At 34.4% G+C, this 17,226-nt stretch carries 8 protein-coding genes, 1 pseudogene and 3 other annotated features; of the genes and pseudogenes, 3 read left to right on the top strand and 6 right to left on the bottom strand.

The genetic code is table 11. From position 1 onward, the window contains the following. Window positions 1–32 precede the first annotated feature (32 nt). Window positions 33–1,373 (bottom strand): sodium-dependent transporter, encoded by a 1,341-nt coding sequence (locus ACQKNR_RS23155; protein WP_427320970.1) that lies wholly within the window; start codon window positions 1,371–1,373, stop codon window positions 33–35. 117 nt (window positions 1,374–1,490) lie between these two features. Next, window positions 1,491–1,739 (bottom strand) — a binding site (T-box leader). A 283-nt stretch (window positions 1,740–2,022) separates the two neighbouring features. On the opposite strand from ACQKNR_RS23155, the gene ACQKNR_RS23150 reads away from it, so the two are divergent. Together ACQKNR_RS23150 and ACQKNR_RS23145 are read left to right on the top strand one after the other, a co-directional pair. Beyond that, window positions 2,023–2,949: an ABC transporter permease subunit gene (locus ACQKNR_RS23150; protein WP_427320968.1), complete on the top strand. Its 927-nt coding sequence runs from the start codon at window positions 2,023–2,025 to the stop codon at window positions 2,947–2,949. Beyond that, a complete protein-coding gene (locus ACQKNR_RS23145; RefSeq protein ID WP_427320966.1) occupies window positions 2,942–3,907 on the top strand; it encodes a peptide ABC transporter permease in 966 nt (321 codons plus the stop codon). Before ACQKNR_RS23150 ends, ACQKNR_RS23145 begins: the two co-directional genes overlap by 8 nt. 705 nt (window positions 3,908–4,612) lie before the next feature. Here ACQKNR_RS23145 and ACQKNR_RS23140 read toward each other — a convergent pair. Together ACQKNR_RS23140 and aspS are read right to left on the bottom strand one after the other, a co-directional pair. Continuing rightward, window positions 4,613–5,110, bottom strand: a pseudogene (locus tag ACQKNR_RS23140) (vWA domain-containing protein); the annotation flags it as partial. Window positions 5,111–5,310: 200 nt separating this feature from the next. Then, the gene (gene aspS / locus ACQKNR_RS23135; RefSeq protein WP_427320964.1) at window positions 5,311–6,609 is read right to left on the bottom strand and encodes an aspartate--tRNA(Asn) ligase; all 1,299 of its coding nucleotides are present in this window, start codon (window positions 6,607–6,609) and stop codon (window positions 5,311–5,313) included. 105 nt (window positions 6,610–6,714) lie between these two features. Then, window positions 6,715–6,927 (bottom strand) — a binding site (T-box leader). A 232-nt stretch (window positions 6,928–7,159) separates the two neighbouring features. Between aspS and ACQKNR_RS23130 the strand changes: the two genes are divergently transcribed. Further along, window positions 7,160–7,639 (top strand): hypothetical protein, encoded by a 480-nt coding sequence (locus tag ACQKNR_RS23130; protein ID WP_427320962.1) that lies wholly within the window; start codon window positions 7,160–7,162, stop codon window positions 7,637–7,639. Between the two features lie 107 nt (window positions 7,640–7,746). Here ACQKNR_RS23130 and ACQKNR_RS23125 read toward each other — a convergent pair whose 3' ends face one another. The 3 genes from ACQKNR_RS23125 to ACQKNR_RS23115 form a co-directional block, all read right to left on the bottom strand. After that, entirely contained in the window at window positions 7,747–9,255 is a 1,509-nt protein-coding gene (locus ACQKNR_RS23125) for a M36 family metallopeptidase (protein ID WP_427320960.1), read from the bottom strand. 244 nt (window positions 9,256–9,499) lie between these two features. Further along, window positions 9,500–12,601 (bottom strand): isoleucine--tRNA ligase, encoded by a 3,102-nt coding sequence (gene ileS / locus ACQKNR_RS23120; RefSeq protein WP_427320958.1) that lies wholly within the window; start codon window positions 12,599–12,601, stop codon window positions 9,500–9,502. A 53-nt stretch (window positions 12,602–12,654) separates the two neighbouring features. Next, window positions 12,655–12,894, bottom strand: a binding site (T-box leader). A gap of 103 nt (window positions 12,895–12,997) precedes the next feature. Next, entirely contained in the window at window positions 12,998–17,200 is a 4,203-nt protein-coding gene (locus ACQKNR_RS23115; RefSeq protein ID WP_427320956.1) for a tetratricopeptide repeat protein, read from the bottom strand. Window positions 17,201–17,226: the final 26 nt, after the last annotated feature.

Genomic DNA, 17,226 nt, shown 5'->3' with positions numbered 1-17,226 from the left:
CATTTTTTTACTGAATATTATAACACTTTAATTTAGATAATCCCTATTACATTTAAAAAGACGATGATTATTGCAAGTGGAGCTATAAATCGAAGTAAAAATGCCCAACAAGTAAATACTTTCTTTCCGTAATTTCCACCTACAAAAAATTCTGCTTCTAACACTTTCTTTTCCATTTTGAATGATACGAAAATACTAATAAATAGCGCTCCAAGTGGCATTAATATATTACTAGATAAAAAATCTACTGCATCAAAAATATTCTTTCCGAAAATCATAATATCACTCCATACACCAAATGAAAGAGCTGATGGAATACCTACCAGAAAAATAAAGAAGCCGATAACCCAAGATAGTTTATTTCTTCTTTCTTGCTTACCGTTCGCCATTGCTGAAACAACTGTTTCAAGTAAAGAGAACGCTGATGTTAGTGTCGCAAATGTAAATAGTGCAAGAAATACTGTTAAGAATAATCCTCCGAATGGAATTTGACTAAATACAGATGGTAATACGATAAATAGTAGTCCAGGCCCTTCTGTCGGCTCCATCCCTAATGAAAATACTGCTGGAAAAATAGCAAGACCTGCGAATAAAGAGACGAATAAATTCAATCCAACAATTGTTATTGCTGATTTTGGTAAACTTTCTTTTTTATTCAAATACGAACTATACGTAACCATAATTGAAATTCCGATACTAATCGCAAAGAATGATTGCCCCATTGCGAACAAAATACTTTCCGAAGTAATTTTTGAAAAATCGGGTTGTAAGAAAAACTTAACACCTTTCATCGCATCATCCAGTGTTAAGGAACGAATAATAAGAGCGACAAATAAAACGAACAATGCTGGTAGCATATATTTACTTGCTTTTTCAATTCCATTTTGTACCCCTTTTGATACAACCCATATCGTAATGAACATAAAAGCGAAATGTCCAGTAATAGCCCAAACGGGATTTCCAATTGTTTCAGTAAATAATGCACTGTAATTCTGCCCTGGAGTAATAAGTTGTCCAGTTACTCCCCTGAATAAATAAATTAATACCCATCCTCCTACAACACTATAAAATGACAGTAATATAAAACAAGTTCCAACGCCAAGACGTCCAATCCAATGCCAACCTGTATTTGGTGCGATACTTTTAAATGCCCCAATCGCTTGTTTCTGTGTGCTGCGTCCAATCATAAATTCAGCTATTAATAGCGGGAGACCAATTAATACAGTAAATAATATAAAAATTAAAAAGAATGCTCCTCCTCCGCTCTTTCCAGCGATATAAGGAAACTTCCATATTGCGCCAAGTCCAATTGCTGATCCTGCTGCAGCCATTATAAATCCTAATTTCGAAGTCCATTGCTCCGTCTGTTTCATCTTATTTTCCTCCTAAATAAATCTTTTTATATAAATAAATAAATTTTATAAACCTATCCAAATAACCCCTCCATTTCTTTCTCTATATAATAAAAAATGGCCCAGCGTCTCTTTATATAAAGAGACGCTAAGCCATTTACTTAACGCGGTACCACCCTTATTGATTCCATTATGAATCCACCTTAGTAGTAATCGTTTGATTACAAACCTAATATCGAAGGTTAACCGTTAAGATTTACTAAGAATGTGATTCCGTTCCACCTTACTGCTCCTAGGCGAGTTCAGGATGTCATTTGACTATGTCGCACCAACCCATAGCTCTCTGTACAAATACATGACCTTACTACTCCTATTCAACACATTTTAATATTTAGAATATATTTATTTTTGAAATTAATATGAAGTATATCGGTTATTTTTATAACTGTCAAGGCATATATTAAATTTTTTGTCGAAAAGGATTTTCATATAGCATTATAGAAAATATTTACAATAAAGTGAAACTTTAATCAGTGGGGGGTTGTCCATCTCCCACTGATTATTAGTTGAACCACTCGGGCATTTACGGCAGTTATCTTCCGCCGAGTTTTGAGTTGGGAGTCTTACTACCCGTTAATGCGGGATAAAAATATAAGGAGATTCAAACGTTATGTCACTTTTAAAAAATGGTTGTTTTTTTATTGTCCGCTCATTTTTCATTATTCTTGGTATTATTGCGATTTGTTCTCTGCCACAATTGTTTTTTGGTACAACTCCAAGTGCATCGAGAGCGTTAGCCATGCCGCCAACACCAACTTTACAATTAAATTTTGGTAACTATTTCGATTCGATATCTAATGTTATTTCTTCTCTGTTTCACCCTACCAGTATTACTTATAAAATTAGCAATGCTGGCACTCAGTCGCCGGACCGTGATCTTTTTCCATATTTACTAGAATCATATGCGCATACATTAACTATTATGATTTGCGCTTTCCTTATCGCCGTAGTCCTTTCTACTACTTTTACCATACTTACATTTTACTTTCCTAAACCCATTCAATCTCTTATTCTTAAAACCTTGCACGTACTAGAGTCATTACCAGACTTATTTTTCGTCGTTTGTGTACAGTTATTTGTCATTTGGATTTATAAAAATACGAATTTACTCGTCACAGTGCCTTTTTCTACCATGCAAGAAAAAACATATTTGTTACCGATATTAACACTAAGTATTTTACCGATTATTTTCTTATACAAAATTAGTTTGTTAAATTATAACGATGAACTGCAAAAGGATTATATAAACGTTGCGGTCGCAAAAGGATTAAAGCCGTTGTACATTTTATATAAACACGTACTCATCAACGCCCTACTTTCTATCTTTTATAATGCAAAATCTATTTTTTTATTTATGATTTCCAATATGATCGTACTGGAGTATTTATTTAACTCATACGGCTTGTTTAAATTTTTAATTATGCATCAAACACCGGAAATTATTACGGTAAGTTTATTACTTTTAACGATTCCATTCTATCTCTCCTTTGAACTATTAAAACGCATTTTACCAGGAAGAAGGGATTTACATGCTTAAAAAGGTAGTTTTTAATATACGATTTTTAATCGGTCTATTTATTTTAGTAACTATTATTATTTCAAGTTATATTACGAAAGAAAAAGTAGACGCAGGAAAAATCAAACCTGTTCCTGCATTTCAATACATTAACGACAAACTAGTTAGTACTGCTCCAGCACCGCCATCTTTTTCTCATCCTCTCGGTGTTGATAAAGAGGGAGATGATGTTTTAATTCGGACTCTCTATGCTGCAAAAACACCAATTTTTTATGCAGTGATCATTAGCTTTTTCCGTATAGTCTTTTCACTTATATTCGGTGTTCTTCATGCATACTTTTATCGATATGTACGGTTTTTAGATGTTCTATTTGAAACATTCCAATATGTCCCTACCACCTTATTAGCGATTTTTTTATTATCACCTGTAATGTTTGTATCTCCAGATGAAGAACATCATTGGCTTTCTTATATGATTTCCGTTTTAATTTTTATTAGTGTACCTAATTTAGTACAACTTTTCAGTAATGAAATTCGTTTATTACTACAAAATGAGTTTGTGACAAGTTCTAAAACATTAGGCGGTGGGTTTTTTCACATTTGCAAGTTACATTTAAAACCCTTTCTTATGCCAAAAATTTTCATTTGGATTAATCAACAAATGCTGCAAACTTTAGTTTTATTATTACATTTAGCACTATTTCAAGCCATTTCATTTAACATTGCGGGTACCCTTGTTTTACTTGGTTATAATCATCAGTTTTTAAATGTTTTACCTTGGATAGCATTTGGCCCCGTTTTATTTTTTACTATCGTTATTTTAGCTGTATACATGATGTTATCTGGAATGCAAAATGCACTAAAAAGTGATATAGATCAAATGGATAACTCACTTTTATTAAGTGTATTAGCAAAAGAAAAAAATGAAAAAAGAAATCTACTTTTTTCGTTCAAACAGAGATTTATGGCAAAAAATTAATAACAATGCCCTATTGTAACTCTATACAATGGGGCATTGTTTATTAATCATCTAGATCCTATCATCTTGTTGTTGTGCTGATTCATTTTGCTGAATAGCTTTATCTATTGATGCAGTAGACATAATTATAATTCCTGTAATGTCTACCCGTTTTTTTTCGGATAACATATGCATAACGTCCATCCGTTAAAAAGTACTTTACGATGACTTCCAAAAATAACACAAGCTTTTATTTTTCCCTCTACTATCGTCATACCCTGTTCACAACCATTACAATCTATAAAAATTTAATACTTAGCACACTTATAAAATTATAATGTGTCTACTCATTTCTATCCTAAAACGCAAAAAGCACTTTTTTCCTTTAATTTACAATCAAGTGCTTTAAGTTCATATGTTTTTAAGTATCGTTAATTTTGTAAGTTTTGTAGTAACAGTATGACAACCTTTTATATATTGTGACAACTACTACGTTAAACTTACGAAATTGTACGAGTTCGTTAGTTTTATGTCCATTCTATGTGTTTATATTCGTCGCCCCGTAAAATGCCATCTCGCCTAAGCTCGTACTTCTTTTTCTATTCTATCATTGCACACAGTACTCCATGATGGTACAACCATCATGGAGTACATATTCTCAAACACCCTTTTATTTTTTTATCTACTTCACATATACTTTATTTTTTATTCATATATACTTGTGCGCATTAGTACATTTCCATCAGGTACAGACATATCCATAATTCTTCGCACAATTAATTCTGGATCTTCACCAGTTGAAGCCCCGTCTGTCATATGACAGACAACAGGAGCTGGTCCATCTTGTAAATTTGGTAATTCCTTTTGCAATAACTTCTCCACTACAGAGAAAGCTTTTGCTGTATCAGTTAAGCGATGCGTTTGGATTTTTTCTAGCGGGCGCAACCTAGCCACTTCGTCTATTGTTTTTACCCCACCCAATAGATCAAAAACATGATCGCTATAGGCCAAAATAGATAACTTATATCTTGGGAGCAAGCGACTACCTTTTGTCGAACGAAATACCATTTGGCGAATCGCTAAAGAAAGAGCATCCGTTACAATATCAATTCTTCTTTTTTCTTCTTCGCCTGCATCCATCATTTGATTCATTGATGCGCTTACATCCAGAAGATAGATTATATAAGCTGGTGTTTGTTGTGTTGCTTGAGTTTGATATAACATGTTTCATACTCTTCCATACATTATTATATGAACTTTTTTTATATTCATATTTTATTATAACTTATGAATTTTCTTTTTCTCAATTCATTATAAAATTTCCTTGATACAATTTACATATTTTCACAAAAACCATTGTTATTCCCTTTAACTTATATTGAAATACACAAAAACCCTTCTATAATTATAGAAGGGTTTTTATCTTATGGTATAAGACGCGTACAATCTCTCGGAAAAGCGCTTGCTTCTCTTACATTCGATAATTCTAAAAGCTTATACACAACTCGTTCTAATCCAATTCCAAAGCCACCATGCGGTGGACATCCGTAACGAAATGTATCTAAATAGGATTGAAATTTCTCTGGATGTAATCCTTTTTCTTTAAAAGAAGCTAGTAACATTTCATGATTATGAATACGCTGTGCACCTGACGTTATTTCTAGTCCTTTATATAATAGGTCAAAAGAATCCGTTATAGCTGAATTCTCCTTATTCGGCATCGTATACATTGGTCGCGCTTCTTTCGGATAGTGTGTAATAAAAACAAATTCACTATTATATGTTTCTTTCACATATTTCCCTAGCAACTTTTCACCTTCTGTGTCTAAATCTCCAATCGGCGATTCTTTCCGGTACTTACTTTTCAAAATTTCTTGTGCTTCTAACAATGTGATTTTAGGTATTTCAGTAATGACAGGTACTTCTATTTGTAATAGTTGTAGTTCTTTTTTACATATTTCCCCTACTTGTTGAAACATATATCGTAAAACATCTGTTTCTAATTGCATCACTTCATGAAAATCATGAATAAACCCAAGCTCTACGTCTAACGATATATATTCATTTAAATGACGGGAAGAGTTGTGATGTTCTGCCCGGTACACAGGAGCAATTTCAAAAACACGTTCAAGTCCTCCAGCTACCATCATTTGTTTATAAAACTGTGGTGATTGAGCTAAATAGGCTTCTTTTTGGAAATATGGAAGCTTAAAAACATTCGCTCCTCCTTCTGCCCCTTGCGCAACAATTTTCGGAGTAAATATACGTGTGAAATCGTTCTCTATTAGAAATTCACTAAAACTTTGAACGAGTGTAGATTTTACTTTAAAAATTGCCACGGTTCGCTCATGTCTTAATGATAATACCCGCTCATTCAATAGTTGATCTAAGCCAACTTGTAATTTCTTTTTATTTATTTCAAATGGCAGTTGTTCGGCCCCATTTAATACTTTCACTTCATGCGCAAGTACTTCAACACCTAATTCTGTTTTCGTTGTCTCTACTATTTCACCAATTACTTGGACGACACTTTCAACATCAACTTTATATCCAGCTAACTCGTTTTCTAATACACATTGAATAACTCCCGTACGGTCCCTTAATAATAAAAAACTAACATTCCCTAGATGACGAATCTTTTTTACCCATCCTTGTAGTAATACAACCTTTCCGCCATGCTTCGTACATTCTCGTGTGAGTGAACGCTTCATTATTTGATCCATTATATTTGCCTCCAATAGTTTTATATTTATTTACATTATTGTTGTCATCGTCATCATCCACGGTCACTCACCTCCTTTCAAAGAATACAAAAATCCGCCCCTATAAATAGGGACGGATTTTTTCCGCGGTACCACCCAAATTGTCATAATGACCATCTTAGCCCTGATAACGGTAGGTACCGTTCGCTTTTACTAATAATCACGTTCAAAGCAACACTCACAGGTGTCTTTCCATCATGCGGTATCGCAATCTTCCCAGCAACCGATTGCTCTCTGTAGACCTTTGCATCATGTACTTTTCCTGATCATCACTTTTTATATTTACAGAGTATTCTATCTCTTTTCTTTATAAACCGCAAGCCTTTTTTATAAACATTCTGATTTTTAAACTCATAAATTCCTTTAAAGTGAGATAAAGTAAATTTAGTGTATATTCTTACATACCTAATTAAAACTTATGCTCAAATTCTCAACATAAAATTACCATTTTATTACATATTTTCCGTATCATATACGCATATTAATAAAAATTTTACAGCGAGGTGTGTATATGAAAAAAGTAATAAGTTTCTTTCTCCTTTTGTTATGTCTAATTGTAGTAAATGAAACGTACGCCTATTCACCAAAATCTTTACCAATCTCTCAAAATTCTGATCAATGGCAAGTGAATATAGATGAACCGAAGAACATAAGTAAAAATACGCTTCAAGCTAAAAAAGATAAATTTCAAACATATCATTTTTCAGTAAAAAACGTTGGAAACAGTGAAGTATATAACGTACAAGTTGAAGTCTTCCGCAACGAGCCAAATACGAAAACGAAATATGAACTCTTTTCCTTAAAAGAAAGTCGTTTAGCAAGCGGAAAAACTGGATTTAGACATGCTAATTTCCCTGTTGCTACAAAAGCAGATGAGGTCGACGTGATTATTACGTGGCAAGAACACCCTTTCCGTTCGATGCGAAACGGTAAAAAAGTTGAGTCTAGAAAATTTAAAGAGCATTTTGTTTTTAAAGAAACTAAAAAGTAAATGGGATGCGGATATATTTCCCCTATCATTGATATAACTTTATTTACTAGTACCAGTTCTTATGTAAATTAAAAAATCGTGGCTTATAAACGCCACGACTTTTTAATTTAATTCGTACTAATTCCTCTCGCTGCCCAAATACGATCGATTTCAGCCGCATGTTGTCCGCCATATAAAAGAGCATCCGCTTGCTTAATTGCCTTAGCCCCATCACGGAATTTTGCATTTGGCGTTAATGACCAATGTGATTGTAAAATAATTTTTGTTGCTACATCACGGCCAAAAGCTTGCGCCATTTCGTATTGGCCTTGTGCCCAAATTTCACCATCATCATGCACTTCATTTGTTATATCTTTCGGATATACTTTATTATTATCTAATCGGCGTAAGCATGTTGGATCTGAACTAGAATAAGCTGTCGCATCCCATTCTCCAACACATGCTTTCCCGTAGCCTGTAGTCGACACTGCATCTTCATAAGTAGCACCTAAGAAGTCACCAAATCCTTCTCCCATTGCTCCACCTTCTGGTGAACTACCGAATCCAGGCACTTGATTATCTTGAATCGAATGCCCATATTCATGTGCAATAATGCCAGCATCTTCTGCATCATCTACTCCGCCAGTACCGAAAGTTAATGCTTTCGTTGATGGAGAATAGAATGAGTTATCATCAGTTGTACCATTAACATTCACTTTAATCGAACGGTTATTAATATTTTTAAAGCCTAATCCTTGAATGTACCGTTGTAATGTATCAATATGATAATACGACATAACATCTTCAAAGCTATCATTTGCACGTGTATAGTTAAATTGTAAATTTGTAGATTGCGTCTTCGCCTTTGAAGAAATCGTAACGTACTCTCCAATTAAAAATCCTGTACCATCTAAACCTTTTAACGTAACAGTTTTCAATTGATTCGTTAGTGCTGTTGAATCTGCATCATTATTATCTTTTAATCCTGTTTTACTACCACTAGATACGACCGGATTAGGTAAAAATACTTTCCCTGTTCCTTCTGCTTTTCGGTTTATATCGACCTTTTTAATTAGCTTTCCATTTTCCGCATCGATAAATGTTTCCCATGCCCCAAATGGATTATTAGAATGGACTATAACTTTATATACCGGACGAGCGATTCCATCTTCAATTATATATCCGAATTCTTTCTCTGTAGGAGCCCATAAGTTTTGTTCACTTGCTTCTCCAACATACGCCATTGATTTTTGTTCTGCATCTTTTTCACTAATTTTTGTCGTTACTTCCTTCACACCTTTAACAGGCTGATAATCAGAAACAGCAAGTACTCCTTTTCCCTCTCCGTTAAGAGTAACTGTAATTTGTTTTGAAAATACAGGAGCACCATTGACTATTTGTTGGAACCTAACATATGAAGCTACTGACGTTTCTGTTGTAGAAATATATTGCAAGTCTGAAAGGTCTGGCTTTAATCCATATTGATCGGCATTCCCTTTTAAATATTCAACTGCTTTTTTCTGTGGTGAATAAGCTTCTACCTTTACTTGCTGCTTTTCCAATGCTGAAACTGTAGAAATCGTCCCCATTACTAATGGTACAGTCATTGCCATTGCCACCATTTTTTTGTTTAACATAAAACCACTCCCCCTAATAAATTGAAACCTTTACCCCATTCCTATAAGGCTATTACGGTCCACAAGTAACGAAATAAAGTGAATCTACGAGTAATTCTATACGAGCAATTCTATTACCTTTCCATTTAGGGTGAGTGAAATTTTCTCAATATTTATGTGTAAAATGAGAAAAATACTGTAGAAATATATTTATTTCTCAATCATACAAAAAGGAAGTTGGAATGATTCCAACTTCCTTTTTTCTTTAATTAGCTGCGCTTAATTTAATGCGGACTTTTGTCTCACCTAAAGAAAGTTCATCGTCTTCATTCGTTAAGTGATCAAAAGTAACCTGCTTGACGAGTAAGTTTTCTTCCAACAAATCTTTATGATTCGTTAACGTTTGCTGTAGTTCTTTCTCTGTATCAAGAACAACATCCACTCGTAAATTAACTGGTAAATTCAACTGCTTACGATATTCTTGAACCGCACGAATGAATTCACGCGCTACTCCTTCTTGTAACAACTCTTCCGTTACATTCGTATCTAACATAACCGTATATTGCCCGTTAGTCGTATTTGAGAATCCGGATTTCGCAACTTTCTCCACCAACACATCTTCAGCTGTTACAACCACTTCTTCTCCTGATGCTGCTTCGTAAACTGCTTTTTCAGTTGATACAAAATTTTGTACTTTTTCTTGTGATAATTGTTTTAGCCAACCATTTACTGCATTCACATTCTTACCGAACTTCGGCCCCGCCGTTTTAAAATTCAGCTTTAATTGATAGGTTGTATACTTCGTTTCATCGAGTTCAACATGGAACGCTTTCACATTTAGCTCATCCATAACAATGTCACGATACGATTCCCAATTCATATCATTCTCTTTATGCTCAAGTAATACAAGTTCTGCTAACGGCTGTTTTACTTTTAAAGAATGCTGATTGCGGTTACTTCTTCCAAGTTCAACAACTTGTAAAACCGCATCCATTTCCACTTCTAATTTCGGCTGAATAAATGATTCGTTTCCAACTGGATAATCTTCTAAATGAACGCTACTTCCTTCTAAATTCAGATGGATATCTTCAGCAACAAACGGTGTAAATGGTGCAATTAATTTACTAATTGTTACAAGCACTTCATGAAGCGTTTCATACGCAGCTGCTTTTTCAGCATTCATACCAGATTCCCAAAAACGATTACGTGATCGTCGCACATACCAATTACTCACTTCATCTACAAGCGCTGCAATTTCACGAGCAGCATTCGTAAACTGATAATCATCAAGTGCGGTTCTTACCTTTTTCGTTGTGCTATGCAATCTTGATAATACCCATTCATCTAATTTCGTCCGCTTTACATCATACGGTTCTTTCGGATTATACTCATCTAAATTTGCATATAAAACGTAGAAGCTATATACATTGACTAACGTATCTACAAATTTAGATTTTGCTTCTAGTACGGTTCTTTCAGAAAACCGTTTCGCATTCCACGGAGCACTGTCAACGAGTAGAGCCCACCTTAGCGCATCTGCACCAAACTTCTCTACTAAATCTACTGGATCTAGTGCATTTCCTTTACTTTTAGACATTTTCTGTCCTTCTTCATCTAGAACATGCCCTAGTGATAACACTCGTTTATACGGTACTTTTCCTGTATATAGTGCTGATACTGCTAATAAACTATAAAACCAGCCACGTGTTTGATCAATTCCTTCTGCAATAACATCTGCTGGAAACTGTTCTTCAAATAACTCTTTATTTTCAAATGGATAATGATATTGTGCAAACGGCATGGAACCACTATCAAACCAAACATCAATTACTTCTGGTGTACGATTCATTGTATTTCCGCACTTTTCACAGCAAACTTGCACTTCATCTACATATGGCTTATGCAATTCTAAATCTTCAGGTGTTTCTTTCGTACTATGTTTTCTTAATTCATCAATGCTTTTCGGTGCGAATTGATGATCGCAGTTTTCACATTCCCATACGTTTAATGGCGTTCCCCAATATCTATTTCGGCTAATATTCCAGTCCACCATATTTTCTAAAAACTTACCAAAGCGTCCATGTTTCATATGATCTGGATACCAAGTAACAGAATCATTATTTTGTAAAAATGTATCTTTAATTGCAGTTGTTCGGATTAACCAACTTTCTCCTGCATAATAAAGTAACGGTGAATCACAGCGCCAGCAATGTGGATAGCTATGTTCATATTTTTCTTTATGATATAGTAAATCTTCCTTCGCCAAATAACGAACGATATCAACGTCACAATCTTTTACAAATTTCCCTTTCAAAAATGGTACTGCATCTGTATACTCACCTTTTTCATCTACAACATGTAGAAACGACAGCCCTTCACTTTGAATGACTTTATAATCATCCTCTCCATATGCTGGAGCAATATGAACGAGTCCTGTACCACTATCTGCAGTTACAAAATCTGCTGCGATGACATGGTAACCATTTATCACTTCTTTCATTGGAAATGGTGCGGTATAAGATGTGTTTAATAACGCTTCGCCTTTATGGACAGATAATACTTCATAGTTTTCCTTTAATACTTCTTGTACACGTTCTTTCGCAACAACATATACATCCCCTTCTTGTTTCGCTTTAACGTATTCCATATTCGGATGTACAGCGAGCGCAACATTCGCTGGAAGTGTCCAAGGTGTTGTAGTCCAACCTAAGAAATACTCATTTTCACTATCTTTCACTTTAAATTTAACTGTTGCACTTAAATCTTTTACTGTTTTATACCCTTGTGCAACCTCATGTGAACTCAGTGAAGTTTGACAGCTCGGGCAGTACGGTGAAACTCTATGCCCTTTATATAACAAGCCTTTTTCATGAATCGTTCCTAAAATGTGCCATACACTTTCGATATATGGATTTTCTAAAGTAACATACGGATCATCCATGTCTACCCAATATCCAATGCTCTCTGTGAATTCACGCCACTGCTTCTCATATGTGAATACACTTTCTTTACACTTTTGAATAAAAGGCTCAATTCCGTACTCTTCAATTTCATGTTTACCAGAAATACCGAGTTGTTTTTCAACGCCTAGTTCTACAGGTAATCCATGTGTATCCCATCCGGCTTTTCTTAATACCTTATATCCAGCCATCGTTTTATATCTCGCTACTAAATCTTTAATTGTCCGTCCAAGTGCATGGCCAACGTGCGGTAATCCGTTCGCTGTTGGTGGCCCTTCATAAAATACGAAAGATTGTGCACCTTCTCGATTCTGAATTGATTGCTCGAAAATACGTTGTTCGTTCCACTGCTTACGAATACGTGTTTCTCTCCCTACAGCTGACTCTTTTACATCTACTTTCTTCATATACAATCACTCCTTTGAATGTTTTAAAGCACACAAAAAACCCGTCCCTATAAAGTAGGGACGGGCTTACCCGCGTTACCACCCTAATTCTATTAGCTTTTCACTAATAGCACTTAGCAACGTACTATCATACGTGTTCTTTGTAACGGTAGACATCCGTCCGGGCTTACTTACTTTCAGCCTCGGCTCCTCGGAGATGATTTTCAAATAACGTCTGAACACCGGCTTTCAGCAATATACCGGCTCTCTGAGGAACAGTTCATTATTTTACTCTTTCTCGTCTTCAGATTTGTATACTTTGTTAAAAGCTATTTTATGACATTCAACAACAAATTGTCAACTAATTCAAAATATATTTTATTTATATCCCTTTTCACCATTTATATACATATACAATTACTTTTCAAATTCTCTCAATCTTGCTAAATCTTCATCTTCCTCGATTAGCTCAGCAAAAAATCCGGTTTCATCCTCACGAAGTACAATCTCAAGCTCTTCTTTCGCCTCTTCATTTCTGTTTAACATCGCTAAATAACAAGCATGATCATATCTGGCTAACAAATCACTCGCATCAATTGTTACGACTTCACTAGCTATTTCTTCTGCCTTTATCGTTTGTCCAGCACCATGATACGAAGATGCTAAAGAAAGAAGAATTGCTGTTTCATTTGGATGATGTATAGAAGCACCTTCTAATAAATGAATCGCCTCTTCAAATCTCTCTTGACTTTGGTACATTTCCCCTAAAGCAAGGAATCCTCTGCTTACAAACGGTGTTTTCTCCGTTAATTGTAAACATATTTTTTCTGCTTTTCTTTCTTCTCCAGCTTTCAAGAATACTTGTGCTTGTAAAAGAAGCGTATCATAATCATTTGGTAGTTCTCGAACCATTTGCTTCGTTAATTCCAAAGCATTTTGTAACATCTCCTCTTCCTCACACTCAATGAAAAGATTTACAAGTTGCTTCGCTACATCATAATCCCATTTATCTTCTAGCGATGTTTGCAATACTTCTATTGCTTCTTTATTCATCGCTACATTCTCGTAAAATAGTGCAAATCGTTGTGCCGCCATACTATTTTTCGGATTTAGCTTTAATGAGATTTCATATAAATCAATAATTGTTGTAATCATTGAAATTTCTTTCGCGCGGTTTTTCATACGATAAAAAGCTCTCGTAAATATAGATTTTTTCGGTTGTTCATTTTGTTGACGTTCAACCCATCTTTCCGTAACCGCAGCTGCTGCATACATGAATGCCATACTTCTATCCGATTTTTTCACCTTTAATGTATGAAGAGAATCTCTTATGTGAGACAATTTTTTATGTTGTTCTACTGCTTTTACATATACATCAAATATACGTTCACTATCTATATTCTTTTGGATTACTTTCATTGCAACTTCAATTGCTTTTGCATCTCTTTTTTTCACTAATACTTTCGCATAATGATATAGAACTTCTGTATGTTCATCATCTAATTGTATTGCTAGTTCAATTTGTTCATTTTCTTTATTTAATTCATTCATTGCTCCATACACATAGGCAATCGCATCTAATCGCCATATTTCAGGTGCTTCTCCCGCTAAATGTTCTAACTCGGCTAATAATTCTTCATGAAGTTTCAAATCTACCGAAAGCTGTGCCAAATATTCCATATTAATATGCAACGGTTCTTCTTTCATCGCTAGAACCATGTGATTGTGTTCTTTTGAACGATTCTCTTCTTTTTCATATATTTCAGCAAGCTGTAAATGAACACCTACGAAGTTTTCATCAAGCTCTAAACATGTTTCATACGCTTGTTTTGCTTCTGTCAATTGTCCTAATGCCATAAGTGATTCGCCAATTCGGTAATAAGGAAATGCCGTTTTCTTTTGTTCTATTGCCTTATTATATCTTTTCATTGCTTGGTCGTATTGTCCAATAGATTCATATAAAACACCCGTATAACAACTGTATTCACTTACTTCCGTTCTTTCCTTTTGTAACGTTCTTAAAAATGCTATACCTCGTTGTACAAATAACGTTCCTTTAATTCGATTTACATATTCATCTAACACACTTGCTACATTATATTGCCCCTGTTTAATACCACTCTCTAATTTAGACAATGCTAATTTTAGCTCTTCCTCATTCCCACCAAGTTCAACCTCTGCATCCCATAAAACCATTCCTGCATTCATAAGGAAATCTTGGCTCTTTTCAATTTGGTTTTCGATACCAAGGATATATTGTTTCGCTTCCTTGTATTGTTCTTTCGCCATATAAACTTGGGTAAGTCCAAAATGAGAATACACATCTTCATTATTTTCTTCTAAAGCACGCTCATACATTACTTCAGCTTCTTCCAAACTATCATTTTGAAAATGATAGTCGCCCAATCTTACGTATAGAGGAGCCTTATCATCACAATTCTCAATACCTTTTAATAAAATTTCTTTCGTACTTTTCTCATCCTTCAAATCCGTTTCGTATATTTCCGAAAGTTTCGTATAAATGTAAGGTGCATTACTATCTAAATGAATCGCTACTTTAAGCCCTTTTATCGCTAAATGTAATTTTCCTAATTGATGTGCACATCTCGCTCGTTCATACCATACATGTGCCTCATTTTTAAACTCCCTTAACAAATCATTAAAGATTTCATACGCTTCTTCATATCTTTCTAGATCTATTAAAATTAAACCGTGATTCGTTAAAGTGAATCTTTCAGGACTACGCTCTAAAGCTACTTGAGAAAATTGCAACGCATTTTCAGATTGATCGATATACATATAGGACAAAGCGAGAAAACTCCAAGCAATTGGCTGATCTGCGTCCAATTGTAATGTTGAACGAAAACTAGAAATCGCTTCTATATAATTTTCCTGTTCAAATGCATATCTTCCATTTATAAAATGATATAGTGCACGATTGTTTTTCTTCTCAACACTTGCCAGCATTTGTCCGGCTTTTTCTAATTCTTGCAGGCGAATAAAGCATTGTGCCCCATGTAATTTAACGAAGTCCGAGTTCGGAAACTTTTCCGTTAACTTTTCTATACAATATAAAATAAACTCTTTATCTACTTCAACATCTAAATGCTTAATCGTATATAACCACGTATTCGGATTTTCACTCGTTTCTTTTAAAAACTGTACTAAATTACCAATTCCCTCTTTATCCTGTTCATCTAAATGATCTGTAAGAGAAAAAATGGATTTAAAATAACGATTTTCTTCTTCACTTAAAAATGCGAGTTGCTCCTTCTTTTCTTTCGGAACAAACGTAATCGCTAAACAACCTGTGTAACGATATCTCTCTTCTAGCTTACTATATTCCACAATAACTGGTTCTATAAAGTTCGGATCTTGAACATAGAAAGCTTGTAACGTATCATCATATCCAGATAGCACTTGCACATGTGAAGCATGCTCAATATCTATACTTAATAAAACGGGAATTCCTTTGCTAAGCAATCTCTTATAATTTTCCTCATTCCCTTTAAAATAACGATATTCATAACCTAATTCTTCTAAATAAGAAACAGTATCTGAAAACTTCGAACCTGTCATATCAAAAATAAACTCTGCTATTTCATCTTGTGTACGTTTCTCTCCCCATAGCTGCAACATCATTTCTAAACTTGTCGGAACGCAATAATTATCCTTTTGTACAATTGGAACTATCGGCAGGTGAATCTTTTTTCCATCTGGATTTTTTTCTAAATTATGATAGAAAGACTCTTTTAAAGTTTTTTCTTCTTTTAATAGCACTTGTAAATCTACAAGTTTATTCATTTTGTACAACGCTTCTGCACGTAAATGTACGAAGTAAGTTTCATAAGCATGATAAGGAAGCTGATTATTAATGTTATCTATTACTGCTAACATTTCTTCATACTTCCCTAAATCTAATAAATATTTCACCTTTTCAAAATAAAAATATGGCATTTGCGGAAACTTTACACTCGCATCATCAATTAGCTGTAATGCACGTTTTTGTTCCCCTTTATTCGCATATAACTGTGATAACAAATAGGTAGATAGCTCTTCACAATCTTTATGCTGCATACCAGCTATAAATTGTTCCTCTGCTTTCTCCCACTCGCCTGTATGCATATAGACATAGCCCCATTTATCAAAGACAGCACGTGTACTGTACTCTTCGGCCTTTTGCATATAGAGTAAAGCTTCTTCATTTCTTTTCATCTCTAAAAGACATCGTACTAAAGTAAAATATGTTTTCATTAAAAGATCAGCATCTAGTTCTTCTTTACTTACCTCTTCTAAAGAGTCTTTTAATAACTGCTCTGCTTCAAGGATTTTTCGCTCATCGATTAACTCATCACAATATAAAGAGAGCGTTCTCATATTTGGGAATTTTTTATAGGCGTAGCGAATGAGGAATGAACTGTATTGGTGCATAAGCCCTTCATCAGTAAGGCGAATTAATATATCAAACTCCTTATATGAAGGAATACGAGCGAGCCAATTCTTCACATAAGACAAAGTATTCGTTTCTTTTATATATAAAATTTCTTTATTTATTTCCTGTAATCCATCTATAAATCTCTTATCTTTCAAACACGCTTCTAACTGCTTAAAATCTAGCATGCATTCACCTCGAATATTTATTTATC

The organism is Bacillus sp. NPDC094077, from assembly GCF_050279465.1.
GTDB lineage: Bacteria > Bacillota > Bacilli > Bacillales > Bacillaceae_G > Bacillus_A.
This window is presented reverse-complemented; position numbering and strand designations above follow the sequence as displayed.

Bases quoted from the DNA above. Each gene is read 5' to 3' on its own strand.
- ACQKNR_RS23155 (WP_427320970.1), bottom strand. From the start codon at position 1,373: ATGAAACAGACGGAGCAATGGACTTCGAAATTAGGATTTATAATGGCT.
- ileS (WP_427320958.1), bottom strand. From the start codon at position 12,601: ATGAAGAAAGTAGATGTAAAAGAGTCAGCTGTAGGGAGAGAAACACGT.
- ACQKNR_RS23130 (WP_427320962.1), top strand. From the start codon at position 7,160: ATGAAAAAAGTAATAAGTTTCTTTCTCCTTTTGTTATGTCTAATTGTA.
- ACQKNR_RS23150 (WP_427320968.1), top strand. From the start codon at position 2,023: ATGTCACTTTTAAAAAATGGTTGTTTTTTTATTGTCCGCTCATTTTTC.
- ACQKNR_RS23125 (WP_427320960.1), bottom strand. From the start codon at position 9,255: ATGTTAAACAAAAAAATGGTGGCAATGGCAATGACTGTACCATTAGTA.
- aspS (WP_427320964.1), bottom strand. From the start codon at position 6,609: ATGGATCAAATAATGAAGCGTTCACTCACACGAGAATGTACGAAGCAT.
- ACQKNR_RS23115 (WP_427320956.1), bottom strand. From the start codon at position 17,200: ATGCTAGATTTTAAGCAGTTAGAAGCGTGTTTGAAAGATAAGAGATTT.
- ACQKNR_RS23145 (WP_427320966.1), top strand. From the start codon at position 2,942: ATGCTTAAAAAGGTAGTTTTTAATATACGATTTTTAATCGGTCTATTT.